13 protein-coding genes and 5 pseudogenes are annotated in these 14,648 nt (G+C 66.3%); 6 read left to right on the forward strand and 12 right to left on the reverse strand.

Annotated elements, in window-relative coordinates; all coding sequences use genetic code 11:
* Positions 1–73: 73 nt before the first annotated feature.
* Together MLGJGCBP_RS01260 and MLGJGCBP_RS01265 are read left to right on the forward strand one after the other, a co-directional pair.
* Positions 74–385: pseudogene (locus tag MLGJGCBP_RS01260) on the forward strand (integrase core domain-containing protein); the annotation flags it as partial.
* Between the two features lie 27 nt (positions 386–412).
* Positions 413–982, forward strand: a pseudogene (locus MLGJGCBP_RS01265) (IS1380 family transposase); the annotation flags it as partial.
* Positions 983–2,166: 1,184 nt separating this feature from the next.
* On the opposite strand, the pseudogene MLGJGCBP_RS01270 reads toward MLGJGCBP_RS01265, so the two are convergent.
* Together MLGJGCBP_RS01270 and MLGJGCBP_RS01275 are read right to left on the reverse strand one after the other, a co-directional pair.
* A pseudogene (locus tag MLGJGCBP_RS01270) lies at positions 2,167–2,436 on the reverse strand (IS6 family transposase); the annotation flags it as partial.
* 172 nt (positions 2,437–2,608) lie between these two features.
* Positions 2,609–3,145, reverse strand: a complete 537-nt coding sequence (locus MLGJGCBP_RS01275) for a hypothetical protein (protein ID WP_236580864.1) — start codon at positions 3,143–3,145, stop codon at positions 2,609–2,611.
* Between the two features lie 399 nt (positions 3,146–3,544).
* Between MLGJGCBP_RS01275 and MLGJGCBP_RS01280 the strand changes: the two are divergent.
* Positions 3,545–4,207: pseudogene (locus MLGJGCBP_RS01280) on the forward strand (ScbR family autoregulator-binding transcription factor).
* A gap of 322 nt (positions 4,208–4,529) precedes the next feature.
* On the opposite strand, the gene MLGJGCBP_RS01285 reads toward MLGJGCBP_RS01280, so the two are convergent.
* The 5 genes from MLGJGCBP_RS01285 to MLGJGCBP_RS01305 all read right to left on the reverse strand — a co-directional run bounded on the left by MLGJGCBP_RS01285 (position 4,530) and on the right by MLGJGCBP_RS01305 (position 6,143).
* Entirely contained in the window at positions 4,530–4,850 is a 321-nt protein-coding gene (locus MLGJGCBP_RS01285; RefSeq protein WP_160093762.1) for a type II toxin-antitoxin system PemK/MazF family toxin, read from the reverse strand.
* Complete coding sequence (locus tag MLGJGCBP_RS01290) at positions 4,837–5,079, reverse strand: hypothetical protein (RefSeq protein WP_160093763.1); 243 nt, start codon at positions 5,077–5,079, stop codon at positions 4,837–4,839. The genes MLGJGCBP_RS01285 and MLGJGCBP_RS01290 overlap by 14 nt, the downstream gene beginning before the upstream one ends.
* 74 nt (positions 5,080–5,153) lie before the next feature.
* Positions 5,154–5,315 carry a hypothetical protein gene (locus tag MLGJGCBP_RS01295; protein WP_160093764.1) on the reverse strand — a complete coding sequence of 54 codons (162 nt, stop codon included), beginning with the start codon at positions 5,313–5,315 and terminating at the stop codon, positions 5,154–5,156.
* A 188-nt stretch (positions 5,316–5,503) separates the two neighbouring features.
* Positions 5,504–5,710, reverse strand: coding sequence for a hypothetical protein (locus tag MLGJGCBP_RS01300; RefSeq protein WP_160093765.1), 207 nt, complete (start codon positions 5,708–5,710; stop codon positions 5,504–5,506).
* Between the two features lie 163 nt (positions 5,711–5,873).
* Positions 5,874–6,143, reverse strand: a complete 270-nt coding sequence (locus tag MLGJGCBP_RS01305; RefSeq protein ID WP_160093766.1) for a hypothetical protein — start codon at positions 6,141–6,143, stop codon at positions 5,874–5,876.
* A 599-nt stretch (positions 6,144–6,742) separates the two neighbouring features.
* Here MLGJGCBP_RS01305 and MLGJGCBP_RS01310 point away from each other — a divergent pair.
* Positions 6,743–7,036 (forward strand): hypothetical protein, encoded by a 294-nt coding sequence (locus MLGJGCBP_RS01310; RefSeq protein WP_160093767.1) that lies wholly within the window; start codon positions 6,743–6,745, stop codon positions 7,034–7,036.
* 472 nt (positions 7,037–7,508) lie between these two features.
* Here MLGJGCBP_RS01310 and MLGJGCBP_RS01315 read toward each other — a convergent pair whose 3' ends face one another.
* Entirely contained in the window at positions 7,509–7,985 is a 477-nt protein-coding gene (locus tag MLGJGCBP_RS01315; RefSeq protein ID WP_160093768.1) for a hypothetical protein, read from the reverse strand.
* Positions 7,986–8,379: 394 nt separating this feature from the next.
* Between MLGJGCBP_RS01315 and MLGJGCBP_RS01320 the strand changes: the two genes are divergently transcribed.
* Positions 8,380–8,745 carry a hypothetical protein gene (locus MLGJGCBP_RS01320; protein ID WP_160093769.1) on the forward strand — a complete coding sequence of 122 codons (366 nt, stop codon included), beginning with the start codon at positions 8,380–8,382 and terminating at the stop codon, positions 8,743–8,745.
* Positions 8,746–9,323: 578 nt separating this feature from the next.
* Here MLGJGCBP_RS01320 and MLGJGCBP_RS01325 read toward each other — a convergent pair.
* Complete coding sequence (locus MLGJGCBP_RS01325; protein ID WP_160093784.1) at positions 9,324–9,629, reverse strand: DUF4193 domain-containing protein; 306 nt, start codon at positions 9,627–9,629, stop codon at positions 9,324–9,326.
* A gap of 253 nt (positions 9,630–9,882) precedes the next feature.
* Between MLGJGCBP_RS01325 and MLGJGCBP_RS51280 the strand changes: the two genes are divergently transcribed.
* On the forward strand, positions 9,883–10,158 hold the full coding sequence (locus MLGJGCBP_RS51280) for a hypothetical protein (protein ID WP_236580866.1): 276 nt from the start codon (positions 9,883–9,885) through the stop codon (positions 10,156–10,158).
* Positions 10,159–10,337: 179 nt separating this feature from the next.
* Here the strand turns inward: MLGJGCBP_RS51280 and MLGJGCBP_RS53645 are convergent.
* The 3 genes and pseudogenes from MLGJGCBP_RS53645 to MLGJGCBP_RS51290 all read right to left on the reverse strand — a co-directional run.
* A pseudogene (locus tag MLGJGCBP_RS53645) lies at positions 10,338–10,631 on the reverse strand (DUF262 domain-containing protein); the annotation flags it as partial.
* A gap of 240 nt (positions 10,632–10,871) precedes the next feature.
* A complete protein-coding gene (locus tag MLGJGCBP_RS01335; RefSeq protein WP_160093771.1) occupies positions 10,872–14,123 on the reverse strand; it encodes a UvrD-helicase domain-containing protein in 3,252 nt (1,083 codons plus the stop codon).
* Positions 14,120–14,491, reverse strand: a complete 372-nt coding sequence (locus MLGJGCBP_RS51290; RefSeq protein WP_160093772.1) for a hypothetical protein — start codon at positions 14,489–14,491, stop codon at positions 14,120–14,122. The genes MLGJGCBP_RS01335 and MLGJGCBP_RS51290 overlap by 4 nt, the downstream gene beginning before the upstream one ends.
* Positions 14,492–14,648: the final 157 nt, after the last annotated feature.

Consider the following 14,648-nt stretch of genomic DNA (forward strand, 5'->3'; position numbering starts at 1 on the left):
ACTCCAGCGGAAGTGTTTGCCGAACAGGTACACTCGTCCTCACGGCACGGTGTTGCGACGACCGGTTGAATCCGCCCAGTACACGTCGCTGGCCTTCACCGAGGCGTTGATCGCTTCGGGGATCGCCGGGTCGATCGGCAGCGTCGGGGACGCCCTCGACAACGGGTTGATGGAATCGACGATCGGGCTCTATAAAACCGAGCTGATCGACCGTGACGCGTCGTGGAGCGGTCGGGCCGAGGTGGAGCGGGAAACCGCCGAGTGGGTCCGCTGGTTCAACGCGGACCGGTTGCACTCGTCGATCGACTATCTCTCACCGACCTGGTACGAGACCCGCTATCGTGAACAGCGTCCCCCGGCTGCCTCAACCCCCGAGGTGGCCTGAACCGGAGTCTCCACTCGATCCAGGGCGATTCACTACCCCGGTGCGGTCACCGACCCCGAGACCGGGGAGCTGATCTCCGACGCCGAGGTCGCCGAGGTCGAGTACACCGCGTTCTCCGGACGGCACCAGGTCACCGCCCGCCTGATCGTGCGCCGAGTCAAGGACGCCAACCACCTCGACGGGTTGTTCCCGGTGTGGCGTCATCACCCCTTCCTCACCAATTCCGACCTGCCGACCGTCGACGCCGACATCACCCACCGCAAGCACGCGATCGTCGAAACGGTGTTCGCGGACCTGATCGACGGACCGCTCGCCCACATCCCGTCGGGACGGTTCCCGGCGAACTGCGCCTGGGTGATCTGTGCGGCCATCGCGCACAACCTGCTCCGCGCCGCCGGCACCGTCTGCGACGGCAATCATGCCGTCGCCCGCGGTGCCACCCTGCGTCGTGACCTGGTCAACGTCCCCGCCCGGTTCGCCCGGCCCGCCGGCAAACCCGTCCTGCACCTGCCCGCCCACTGGCCGTGGCAGAAACCGTGGAACATCCTGTGGTCCAGGGTGATCGGATCGGCGAGCGGGCCACCACAACCGGCCTGACCCATCCGTTCCGCCACCCGGCCCGACCTGAGGACTTCCGACAACGTGGATGAGCTGACACCGGTCAGCGGAACAGGCACGCCCACCGACAGCCCGAAGAACCGAAACCACCACCAACCGCGCCGGAATCACCCATCCACGGATTGAGGCTAAGGTCGAATCAGGCAAACCCCCCGGATGAGGAACTCCCGACTTCCGCGGAAGTTTCGATTGGCGGCAGGTCTCCATCAGGACAGTCACGTCCTGATGGATCAGCTGCTCCCGGGTTGGCGGCGGCTCCCTGATCACGGGCGGGCAGCCGACGATCCACCGGTGCCGATCCTGGCTGGCTCGAACGGCACGGATGGACAATACACCCAGGCCTGTTGTGTCCCAATCACTCCTGACTTCTGGCATCAGGGCGTCCTGTTCGCCCGCCTCTGCCCGGCCGCCCCAATCGCAATGTCTTCTGAGAAAGGCCAGGAAGTTGAGACAGATCACGGTGGCCACACCGTGAGACAACCGACAAACACGCAGGTCGCGGCGTCTCAGAATGTCGCCGGCTGCGAGACCCCTAAAGCTCATGTAGGGCCGCGACATCCGCGTGGCCAAATCTCATGTGCGGTGACAGGCGATCTTCCTTTTCGCCAATCAATCTTGCCTATCCAGGCACGTCTCGCCACTGTTTGCTCGGTTCGAGATCATCTCATCTGCGAGGGGAGCCTTGGCGGCCAGGCGATCTCGTCAACGGCGCGACCCACCTGGCTCGATCGGCCTCACTGCGTTCAATCGGGATGTCCGCATAACCGACTGCTGCGAACGCCAGTTCAAACAAGATTCATTGGCAAAGAGCGCGCGGCGTCCTTGCCGCTGAACCCCGAAACTCTGACGGGCACCCCCGAAATTCGCCAGTCACAGTTCCTCGGCCCAGGTCACAGCCCCTTACCGAGGACAATCCCGTGTCACCGGCGTTGCTCGAGACCTACCCGTGGCCGGTTGGTCGCTGCGGGTGCCCAGCACCGCCGATTCCGACCGCCTGACGAAACGCTGTGGACCTTCCGCCGTTGGTGTGGGTGCAGCCGCCGACGGCCGCGGAATGACCCGCCGGGACATGCTGACGGGCATCGTCAACATGAGCGATAGTCGCAGCGGTGCAGGCGGTTTGGGTTCGTCTCAGCCCGGAAATTGTTGGCTGGGTGCGTTGTTCAGGCAGCGGTGGCGGTCGCGGTGATCTCGTTCCACACCGCGAAGCGGGCGGTCATCTCGCGACGCCAGTCGGATGCCGACAGCATGTGTCGCCGCAGCTGGAAGTGCCCCGTGATGCCGGAGAACGCGGACAGGAACCATTGCGCCTGCCGGGTGAGGCGAACCGCTTCATCCGGCGCTCGCGGGGTCGCGTCGGCTGATGCGAGTTCTCGGCCCGATTGCTGAAGATACTTCGACCGGAGATGCTCGACCGAGGCCAGCATCTCGCGGGGACCGTGCCACCCATATGGGCTATATGGGTCAGATGGGAGTGCGAAAAAGTGCGCTGAGCTGCGGTGCTGGCATCACCCCCGCCGGGATCGCGGCTTTTTGTACACCACAATGCCGGGTCTTTGCAGACGGCACATGCCCTGATCGCCGAGCCGCTCGTTCAGCGAGCATTCACTGGACGGTAGTGAGTTCGGCTCTGGCAGCGGTGAGGGCGGCTGTGCATTGTTCGTCGCGGGGGTCGAAGATCAGATCCCAGCGTGTGAGTTCGCCGGTTCGCTTCGTCCTGATCGGGATCGTGTAGTCCTTACGTTCGGTGGTGGTGGGTGCCCGCCACCCGTCCTTGCGGTACGCGGTGGCGATGTGTTCGTCTGTGGTGAAGGTGATGACGACCTGGTCGGCTTCGGCGGCGATAGCGAGGAGCTCGACCCGCAGTCGGCGGGCCAGCGGCGGATCTTGGGGCCGTGTGGTGGGCCACCGGAAATGGTTGTGGAAGGTCACCGCGCCGCCGCGGCGGGCGTAGACGGTCAGCGCGGCACCGACAGCGCCGTCGCTGCTGGCCAGCCACATCACCCGGAACCGGTGCCGCCACCGGGTGAGGATATAGGCGCGGGAGCGAATCGCCAGTTGCAGCGCAGAGCAGGCGTAACCGATCACCGCCGACCAGCACGAGATCGATCGCCAGGAGCTGGCCACCCAGCGCGAGGCCATCGTCGATCACCGCCGGTACCACGGTGCCAGCGAGTGGCACCGCGAGCGCCGCGGCCGCGAACACAATCAGCGCCGGTGCCTTCCACCAGCGAGTCTGGTGCGGGCGACGGAAGTGGCCGAGCTGCAGCCGCGCCGCGGTCCGGGACAGCAACCGGGGCGGGAGGTCCTCGCCGGTCCAGCAGTCGATGCCGACGAAGAAGCGGCCGCGTGGGCGCCGCGGGTGGGTGATGTTCGGTGTCGTCGTCATAGCGCGGACCGTATCGGGCGTACCGGACGACACGGCCCGGCTGTCGAGTGCTGCGACGGCGGTTTGGTGTCGGGTGTTGGTCGTGGTTTCCCGGTTCGTGGTGGAGTTGTGCAGCATTGTTGACCGTTGGCCTCTTGATGGGCGGGGAGGGGATGGGTGTGGCTCGCCAGGCACGGGCGATGGCGACGCGGGCGAAGATCGTCCGCGCGGCCGCCGAGGTGTTCGAGGAACGAGGATTTGACGGCGCCGGCCTCGACGAGATCGTCGCCAGAGCCGGGGTTACCAAGGGCGGGTTGTACTTTCATTTCCGCTCCCAGGAGGACCTGGCCCACCACATCATCACCGAGCAACCTCGGGTCTCGATCACACTGGTGGAGACCATCGGTGCCCGGCGGGCGCCGGCGGTGGAGAAGATGGTGATGCTCAGCCACGCAATGGTGAGGCAGATCCGATCCGATCGTGCGGGCCGGCATCCGCATTACCGTCGACTCAGCACGCACGGCCGGAGTCCGATCTGCCCGTAGGTGGGGTGGATCGATGCCTGTCAGGCTCTGACCGCCGACGCGATCGACGAGGGTGACCTCCTGCCTTCCATCGACCCGCCGGCCTTTGCGCGGTTCGTCATCGCCGCGTTCACCGGCGTGCGGACCGTCTCGCAGGTGCTTGCCGATTGCGGTGATCTCGAGCGGCGGGTCGATGAGATGTGGGTGCTGCTGCTGCCCGGGATCATGCCCGCGGTCCGGCACCAGGACATTGCGCGTATCCGGGCCGCCCGCGCCACCGCCGTGGTTGTGGGGGAGCAGACACCGGCGTAGTCAACGACGTTTCCCATATTTCCCTTATGGCAGGAGAAGGACGGTGTCGAGGTCAGCCTCGACCTCGACGCCTTCGCAACCGTTGGTCAGGGTGCAGGTGTAGCCGTTGGCGTACAGGGGAGTCCCGCAGCCGAGGGTTACCAGTGTTCCTTCGTCGGGGAGGAGCTGGTAAGCGGGATCCCCGCGGTGTTGCAGCTGCCCGGGGCCGACGGTGACAGATTCGATGGTGTTGGCAGGGTATGTGTCAGCCGGACGGGCGGCCGCACATCCGGAACTGGCGTTCCACTTCGCCCACCATCGGTTCGCTCAGTCCTGGTGTGGTTCAGCCGAGGTCGAGCACTGTTTGCAGTGCAGCTCCGACCGCCACCAAATCGTCGTGGAGCAGATGCCCGACATGCTCACCCAGACGCGACTTGTCGGCCGCGAACGTCTGCTCGACCAGTACGAGTGTCTCGGTCCCGTCGACGTCGATGACGTGCCGAAACGAGGAATGCTGCGCCGACGTCGACGTCGGCGCGACCAGGACCGTCGACAACGCCATCAGGTCGTCGTTCTGGAGAATCACGCACAATCGGCCACCTTGTTGTTCCCGCCCGACTGCATTCTTGTTCGGCTTCAGTCGATAGATATCACCTCTGAGCACGCGCGGCCTCTGCGTCGGCGAGCACGCTCTGCATTTCGGCGAGGTCTGCCGAATCGGAGGCAAGCCGATCGGCTTCCTCGCGGAGCTGCCGCTTGCCCACTTCCTTCGCGTAACTGCGTATCGCCGCTCGAACCACGTCTGACTGGGTGGAGGCCTCGGCAACGTGCGCGGTGAGGAACTCCAACGCTTTTTGTTCTTGTGCGTCCAGGCGCACGCTGATGGTGCTCATGCGACCAGTGTACCCGCATCTGTCTGACGTATGGTAATACAGCCTGTAATAAGTAGTGTGTAAGGGGGAGGCCGTTAACTGCCGAACTGGTCGACTGCCTGCGCGTACGGAAGCGCCTCGGTGTAGTCGAAGCCGTGAGTTTTCTCCGATAGCGCCGATTCGATGAACTCGGGAAAGCTCCGGATCTCGGGCCGGTGCCCGCGTGGGGGGCGGAAATGAAGTTCGATGGCTGCCACCGTCCTGGCCTCGACCTGCGGTCGGGAGGAGTCGGTGCTGTGGTCTCGGAATCTGAACGTGGTGACATCCTCGTATCCCGAGGTGTCCTCATCAACGAAATACCCCCGCAGCCGTCGAGGGGTCCGCGGGGGTATTCGCCGGTCAAGTAGCAGCAGGCCGACCTTGTCGGTGGCTGTGGTGGTGGCCTCTATTCGGCCAGTGTGGCGACGGCCTGCGCCCAGAGGAAGAATTTGTTGGTGCCCAGATCCGCCACGGTCTTGATGTTGAATGCGGCCTCGAGGTGTTCGGCGTCGGATTCGCTCACACCCTGAAGCGCGGCGACCGGGGCCTGCGCGAGCTCTTCGATCGGAAGGGTCTCGTAGGCCTTGTCGAACTTGTCCGCGATACCTGTCATGTGCTTGTCCTCCAGTGCTCGTGGGATTGATATACCCGGCCCGGTCGATTCGAACGGACCGAGGATCGGTTAATCCGCTGCCGCCGACGGTGTGCGCGATGTGGTGCGGCGAGTTGCCGAACGCCGCTGCTCACTGTTGTGAGTCTGGGGCAGGTGTCGGTGCTCAGTCGGTCGATCCGGTTTTCGGATTTGTCGGCGCGGATTCGACCTCGAGGTCGTTGGTGTCGACGAACGCCAGGCGTCCGTCGTCGAGGGCGATCGCCCAGCGGTGCACCGGGGCCCAGTCGTGGCCGCGCTCGTCGGTCTCGGTCAGTTCGGCGAAGTCCTCGATGACCACGCCCGACACAGGTTCGGCATCGCGGCGCATCCGGATCCGGGCGCCCACGGCCAGCGGAGCAGGCGCCGGTTCCGGTTTACTCGTCTTCTCGGTCATGCGTGTCCTCAATCCTCTCGGGGCACCCCGGAGCATAAGCAGGTGCCTGCCCCCCGCTGGGTAGTTGGGGCGGGTCGGGCCGACCTGCCTTCAGGGGTGAACCCACCATTTCGCGGGTATCCGTCGGGCACGCTGTCACGCGGGGCCTGGTGGCCACACGCGGCAGTCAGGCCCTCCTGTCGTCTGAACCCCTTCGGCAGGAGGGCCGCTCGATCGCTCGTGGCCGAAGGACACGGTGCTCGCACCTCCACCTCAGGCCGCGGGTGACCCGACAACATCCCTTCGGGCCGCCGTAGCGAGGCACCCGAACACACCTGCCTGCACACGAACACGGCGAAAGGCGGCCTCCCGAAAGTTGGTCTCGGTAATTTGCTTCGCACCCGGTTAATCGGATAACAGCCGAATTGTTCGATTGTCCACTTGAATTGGGCGGTTGTTCGAGTACTCGAATTCGAGAAGATTTCCATATTTGTGAAACTTTTCGAGTGTCGATGCGATATGCGAAGTACGCGGTGCACGCGATCCGCGGCTTCCTGGTGGGGCCGGCGTCACCGCTCCCTATTGGAGTCGGGACTTTTTCAGAATCGAAGGTGAGCACGATGAACAAGATCGCGTTGCGCACAGCTGTTGCCTCGGCCGTCATCGCCCCGGTGATGCTCGTGGGGGCCGGTACCGCGACAGCCGCACCCACTGTCACCGCGGGCGGCAAAGGTGAGATCAGCATTGCGGTACCGGCGGGGGAGAGCTGGAATTGCTTCGCGCTCGACTCGAATTTCGGATTCAAGGCCGGCGTCGGAAAGATCGGAGGCTTCGCGTCGGGGTCCAACGTGAGCGTCTTCTGCTTCGGGACCGTGGCGCCGTTCTTCTTCACCGGGAGCGTCAAGGTCACGTAGCCCACTGCTCCTGCCGAATCCCGCATTTCGTCTATGAGCGGCGGGTCTGCGTGGCGGCCCGGTCTTTCCATTCGCCGGCCCCGGGCCACGCCGCGCAACAAGTGAGCCCGGACGCCGCGACTGCGCGTACCGTGACCTGTCGACCCGGCTGCACTCGGGTCAGGACCGGACCCCATCCGCCTGGCGCTCGGTCGTCGGGGGTGGTGGGGCCCTGTCCCTGCTTTCATCGCCATGTGCGTTCGACCGGCGTTGCCGGGTCGTGCGACGCGACGGTGAAACGGCCGTCAGCCTCGTAGCGATCCATAGGAAAGGCGCGGTCGTGCGCGGTGGAGACTCACATGCCGGCCACAGGGTGTGGACGCGACCATGAGCGGATGGTGGCCGGTTTCGGCCGCATCGGCGACCGAACCCGTGAACCCCGACGGACCCGGCAGTCGCCGCTTCAACCGCACCCCGGCCTCGCGGTGACGGCTCAGTCGGGCGAGACCGTGTGGGATTCGAGATACACGGTGGTCGTTGCGGTGTCGAGCCCGATCTCCGGCCATCCTGCACTGAACATGAGAGATGCGCAGGTGGGAACAGTTCCGATCCAATAGTGCGGTTCGGTTCGGTAGGTCGCCAGCCCGCCGCTGCGCGCCTGCGTGTCCGGCTTGGGGAAGGAGGGGTCGGCGTCAGCGTCACAGTCGTCCACTCGGACCCGGACGGCGAGATACGACCATTGTGCCGAGAGGTCCGCGGGGTCGGTCAGTGCGCGTGTCTGGTGGAGCGCGGCCGTGGCGGTCCTGCCCGTCGCGGTGACGGCCATCCGCAGATGAAGACCCTCCGGGAAGGCTCTCACCGCGAGCAGGTCGAGGGTCAACTGCTCGCCGGTCGAGAGGGCGAGATGTCCGTGCACGTCGAACCCGCCGGTTGTCGGCGGCATAAATGCCGGCCAACGCCTCCTCTGCATGGCCCGATCGTTCACCCGTGCCGTCGCGGGCGCAATGTCCCACGCAGAAGTTTCCGCCGAAATTCTTTCGTAGACGGTGGTTCGTCGCTGATTGGCGCGGCCGGTGTTCGACACGCAGGATTCTGGACCTATGTCCAGTCGGCGGTGAAGCAATTGGGCGTTGCGCCCTCACCGTGGATGAGCTTCGTGCCTCGACCCTTATCGGTTCCACCTGTGGTTGTCGTCGCACGCCCTCGCTGTGGCGAACGGACACCCCGACAACGACAGCCCGGCTCGGTGGGTTCTCTCGATCGTCACCCTCGACTCGCTCCGTCTCCGTTGCGGCGGATTCGCCGGAGCCGCGTAGATCGCGATGATGGCATGCCGTTCCTCACCCCCGGCTTACCGTGTCTCCATGAGAGGCGATGACGTACGTGTGCTGGACGGGTTCGTGACCTGGCTGGCAGCTCGAGGATGGACGGTTCGGACCGATGCAGGGTTCGTCGATGTGGTGGCCGAACGTGACGGGCAACTGCTGTACGCCGAGGCCGAAGGCGCCACCACCACACCCGGATTGGACGTCAACGCGGCCATCGGTCAGCTCCTCAGTCGGATGCCCACCGACGCCCCGCACGCAACATTCGCGCTGGTCGTCCGCGACGAACCCGAATCGGTCGAAGCCGCGGCCCGCGTACCACAACGGGTACTCGAGCTTCTGAACATCGCGCTGTACGCCGTCGATGAAACAGGGGCGGTGCGGCAGTTGCCCGGACGTGTCTGACCAGCGAAAGGAACGGGTAAAACGGCGATTGTCACCGACCGTATCGACGGCAGGCCCCGGACCATCATCGAATTGTTCACCGCCCGAGGTACGGACGTGGACAAGCCCACCTTCACTTCGCACTGTGACCCTGGTTCCGGCGGTATCGACGCCGAGCTGCGCTGGTGGCCTCGAACACGACGCCGCCGACAGTGTCCCGAGTGGGATCCGCTGCTGACTCCTTCGGTTCCTCGGATGCGGAGGTGGATGCTCGGGTTCTGGTTCACACTGTGTCGGACATGGTTACCTGCCTCGACCACACGGAGATCGTTATGCCCGCCGGCGACAATGAATCTTTTCGCAAGGCCATCGACTTGACGAGGGAGAAGATTCACGCCGTCACGAGCTTTTTCCGGAACATCTTCCGAGGAAAACCCCAGGCTTGATCATCGAGCACCTGGATCCGCCGGGATCGACCCGCAGCCGGACCCTGCCCGGGCAGAGGTCGGGCCGGAGCGGGCCCACGGAATCAACCGCGCCATGCTCCGCCGTGGGGTACTCCAGACCCGCACACACCCCGAGCTTGTGATGGGATTTGCTCAGCCGGCGCAGTCCAGGCAGATCATCTGCCCGCCGGCGGTGTCGGCGAGGCGGCTGCGGTGATGGACGAGGAAACAACTCGTGCAGGTGAATTCGTCCGCCTTCTTCGGGATCACCCGGACGGTGAGTTCCTCGCCGGACAGGTCGGCCCCGGGCAGTTCGAAGGACTCCGCGGTGTCCGTCTCCTCGACGTCGGCGACGGCGGATTGGGATTGGTTCCTTCTGGCCTTGAGCTCGTCGAGCGAGTCCGTCGGTGGCTCGTGGTCGGGGTTGGTGACTCGGGGTGCGTCGTAGTCGGTGGCCATGGCTTTTGCCTCGGTTCGTGTCTTGCCCGGATCCGTCCGGCATTTCGCGGAGGTCGGTGTCATGTCAACGCTCCGGCGCCGTGTTTTGTGCCTGCCACCGGGCAGATGATGGCACACCGTCACCTATGGCCTTCACCGGGTGTCCCGATGCTGTCACCGCCCGTGCTCCGGGTGAGTCGCCGGGACGTGCGCTTCGCCCCGAGGGGCGTGGTCTTGCGATACTGGTCGTGACCGAGACGAGGGGAGTCGGGGTGTGAGTGATCCATCGGGGTACCAGCAGAACCGCCGAGAGCTCGAGGAAATGGTGCGGGTACTCGACCAGCTACTCGTGCAGCTGCAGGGGCAGGTGAGCAACTGGCCCGACGCCGACCATGGACTGCGGGTCGACGATCTCGGCCCGGCGGATCATCCCGATGCGCTCGCGGCGATCGTCGCCGCCAAGGTCCGCGAGGCCAGGCAGGCGCTCGGTGCCCTCGATGCGGCACTCACGGCAGCGTGGAGCACCGCCGGCCGGCTCCACGTCGACTGACCGCGACGAGCGTCACCGCCTCGATTCTGGTGAGGCCACGCCCTGGTGCGGGCGATGAGCGCCCGCGGCGCGTCCCCGCTCGCGCTCGGCATGATCCTCAGGCGGGCGGCCCGATCCGCCCTCCCCACGTGATGATCGCCCATGTGCCCGGCCCGGATGCGCCCCTTGGTGGCATCGACATGCCACATGAGGAACGACCCGATGGGGTATCCGCGCATGAGACTGTCGAACAGACGCGTGATCTTGTCACGGCTCCATACGAACTCGCGCTGGATGGCTGGCAGCACGTACTCGCGACGGTGGATGCGATCCAGGGCCGTCGCGATCGTTATCGGCATCTCGAACGACATGAAGCCTCCGACCGATCTCAGGCGTGCGGCACTCCGGCCCTTCGCTTCCGAGCCGTCCCGCTCAACGCGAGTGACGTCAAAACCCGACCGTACCCCAGGCAGGATGACATCGCCCCGGATCATTGGAAAGAAAGACAGAGGCGAGAAGTCATACAGAACATGGCGACCGCAGCTCCGCGGAGGTGAAGACGGTAACGGGGATTCCGTGCTGCCATTGCCTGGAGGTCGGCTCGTGGACGCGGGACGAACCTCATAATGCAGACATCAATGGTCGAGAACGACCATTGTCCCTGTCTGAACAGCATCGCATCGAGGTCGGTGACATAAGCGATGAAACGGGCACGCCTCAAGACCCGGGGGGCCTTACCGAAATCGTCGCTCCAGTACCTCGGTTTCCCCTGTTCGCAGGAACACCAGGACCAGGGCGCTGACCTGTTCGTCTGCCACCCGGGTCAGCAGGTCCGCATACACCGACAGCTGCGCCCAATACGCGTCGAGTGTCTGGGTGGACACGCCGAGGTCGGTCTTGTAGTCCACGATCACCAGCGATCCGTCATCGTCCCGATACACCAGGTCGGCGATGCCCTCGACCACCACGTCGGCAATGCCCTCGACCATCACGTCGACGCCCGGAACGGTTCCGGCGAGCGGCATCTCCCGCCAATGCTCCCGCACCGCAGCACGTCTGACCGGTTCCGACATCAAGGCCGACCGGGCGACGGCGACGAACCGGGTCGTGTCCTGTAATCCCGCCGCTCGGGCCGCAGCCGCGGCGCGGACGTCGAACTGCGCGTCGAGCGGCGCCGCGAGATCCACCGACTCGAGCAGCGCGTGCAGTGCGATGCCCACCTCGGTGCCGCTCTCGGTCGCGTCGGTCGCCGCGCGCACCGTCTCCACCGACGTAGCCGGGGGGATCAGACCCCGGCCCCGATAGTCGGCGAGGATCGACGCGCTCACCTCAGACCCGTCGTGGACGATGTGGGTGGCCGAGATCGACGAGGGCACTGCCGAAGCGGCTGTCACGGTGAGGGTCTCGGCCGACCACTGTTGCCATGACACCCCAGCCGCCTCCGGGATGGCGGCGTCGGTGTCCGGCGCGGTCGGGTCGACCAGCTCCGGGGTGGTGTTGGGCATCCCGTCGATGCCCTGCGCCAGGATCGTCCCCCAGCCCTCGCCCCGCGGCGGCTGGTACCCGGACACGGCCAGGAAGCTCTCCGCCCGAGTGCACGCCACATAGAGCAACCGGACCCGCTCGGCGCGGGTGTGCGCGGTCTCGGTCGCGGACACCGTCCGAAATCCGGGTGACTTCACGTTCTTGGACAGGTGCACATGGAGTTGGCCGTCGGTGTCCCACAGCGCGGCCTCGGCGGTGTTGCGGAAGCCGCCGCTCATTCCCGCGAGCACCACCATCGGGAATTGCAGCCCCTTGGCCGCGTGCATGGTCATGATCCGCACCGCGTTGACGCCGACCTCCGGGAGCACCGCCTCGGTGACGCGGGCGTTCTCGTCCTGCTGGGTTGCCGCCCAGGCCAGGTAGTCGCGCAGATCGCCCCCGTCGGCGCTGTACCAGGCGTGCGCCTGGTCGATCACGAACCGCAGCCGCCGCCACACGTCCCGGTGCCGCGGCGAATCCGTCGACACCTCGAACACCCGCCGCTCGGTCGCCAACCGGCTCAACAGTTGTCCCGGACTCATGCCGGCGAGGTCCAGCCACACATTCCGCAGGTATGTGAGCGCTTCGGCGATCGGCGAATCCGCGAGTCCGTCGGGTGTGTCGGCGTGCAGCAGCCACCGCCCGCCCGCGGTCTTCCACCGCAGCAGATCGTCGTCGCCGCACCCGAACAGCGGGGTTCGCAGCGCCGCGACCAGGGCCGCCTCGTCCGCCAGGTTCGCCAACGCCCGCGCGGTGAGCAGGAGGTCGTGGATTTCCTGGGTCGAGTACACCAGGGAGGAGGCCTCCGCCCGGTACTCGATGCCGGCGTGGTCGAGTGCCTTCTCCAGGAACGGCAGGCAGGTGCGGGCCGGGATGAGGATGCAGATGTCGCTCAGAGTGATGGGCACGTGTTCGAAACCACCGTGGCCGCCGACCTCCTTGTGCCAGGTTTTCTCGAGGGCGGTGGCGATGACGCGGGCCACGTCGCGGGCTTCGGACGCGCGCAGCGCTTCGGCGGCGGGCCGGGCGTCGGAGTCGGCTGGCGTGCTGGCGAACACGAACGGTCCCGGTCCCCACTCGGTGTTCCACTGCGGCCGGCCCGGCGCCGGGTCCAGCGGGGTGTGCTCGGGCTGGATGTGACGCTCCGGTGTGATCAACCGGCCGAAGACGGTGTTCACCCAGTCGAGCACCGGTCGGGTGGAACGGAAGTTGGTGGTCAGCCGGACGATGGCGTCGGGGTTCTGCGCGTCGCGGGCGGCCATGTAGGTGGCGATGTCGGCGCGGCGGAACCGGTAGATCGACTGCTTGGGATCGCCCACGGTGAACAGCCGTCCCTCGGCGCCGGCGACGATGCGCCCGGCGATCTCGAGCTGCAGGGGATCGGTGTCCTGGAACTCGTCGAGCAGGATCCGCTGATACTTCTCGTGCAGCGTCCGCTGCACCGCGTCGTCGGCGAGAATGTTGCGGGCGTAGACCAGCAGGTCGTGGAATTCCAGCTCCCCGCTGCGCTTGCGGGTGCGGGCCGCGTCCAGCACGGCGCGGGTGATCTCGGCGACCACGATCGCCAGCGCCGCCGCCCAGTACTGTTCGCACCGCCCGGCGGCGTCCGCACCGAGATCCTTGAGTTGTTGCTTGAGTTCCTTGACCCTCCCCGGGCCGCCTGCCCAGTTCTTCCCCACACCGCCCTGACCGACGGTCGGGCACGCCGACGCCACCGTCACCCAGTCGTCGGTGCCGCGGGCGGCGGCGAGCCTCTCGCGCCACTCCCGGACCAGGTGGAGTCGCTGGGCGAACTTGTCGTCGTGGTCGGTGCAGTCGTCGAGGCAGTCCAGCAGTAGGTCGGCCTGGCGCAGCACCGCATCGAGTTCCGGGGCCGGCATGCCGGGCACTTGCTCGGGGGCGGTGAGCCGATCCCAGTGCCGGTCCAGTCGGTCGGCGAGATCGCGGACCTGGTCGAGGGACGCTCCGGCGGTGACGATCACCGTCATCGCCTGCCCGATCTCGCTGTCGGCGTCGTCGGGGAACAGCTCGGAGCGCATCCGCTGCCAGCGCCGCTCGAACGCCAGTTGCGAGCCCTTCGCGTCGACCACCCGGATCCGCGGCGGTACCCCCGCCTCGAGGGGATGCTCCCCGACGATCCGCGCCGCGAACGCGTGCAGGGTCCCGATGGCGGCGGTGTCGACCTGCCCGAGCGCCGCGTTACGCCGGTCCGATTCGTCGCTGTCGGAGAGCCGGGCGCGCACCCGTTCGCGCAACTCCGCCGCCGCCTTCTCGGTGAAGGTGATCGCGGCAATGCGGTCCAGCTCCACACCGTCGTGCAGAACCAGGTGGCAGATCCGGCTCACCAGAGAATGCGTCTTCCCGCTGCCGGCGCCGGCCTCCACGAACAGACTCGACGCGGTCTCGTATTCGATGCGGTCACGCTGCGGCTGGTCGACCAGCCGCTCCTCCGCCGCGGTCACGGCTCGGTCTCCGCCGTGTGGACGGCCACGAACTCGGCCAGCTCCGGCACCGCGATCAGGGCCTGCCAGGATCGCTGCATGCCTTCCCGGCCGAGCAGTGTGGTCATCTCGTCGAACCGGCCGCCCGGCTTCGGTGGGAACTGACCCGAGGTGATGGACCGGTGCACGAACTCGAGGTCCGCGCGCAGCGTGTCGAGCACGGCGTCGGTGACTTCGTACCCGATCTCCTCGAACCTGCCCTTGGTGCTGATGAACCAGTACCGGGCGTCGACCCGGCCGCCCGCCGCGAGGGACCGCGCGAACAGCCCGTACACCGGCAGCTGAAACCTGGTGCCGCCCGCGGTGGGGGCGTCCGCGGACTGATCCACTCTTCGTCGATTCCGGTGGTGTCGGCATATGTGTGATGGTGCCCCGATCGTCATGACTTTCGTGGCGGCCGGCGTGTCGCTGCCTCGGGGATTGCTGTGGCCGGCGTGATGTATGTGTCGTGAGCGATCCAAGTTGTTCTCCGGCGGATGGTGCATC

It is taken from the genome of Rhodococcus sp. T7 (assembly GCF_009872365.1).
Classification (GTDB): domain Bacteria; phylum Actinomycetota; class Actinomycetes; order Mycobacteriales; family Mycobacteriaceae; genus Rhodococcus_F.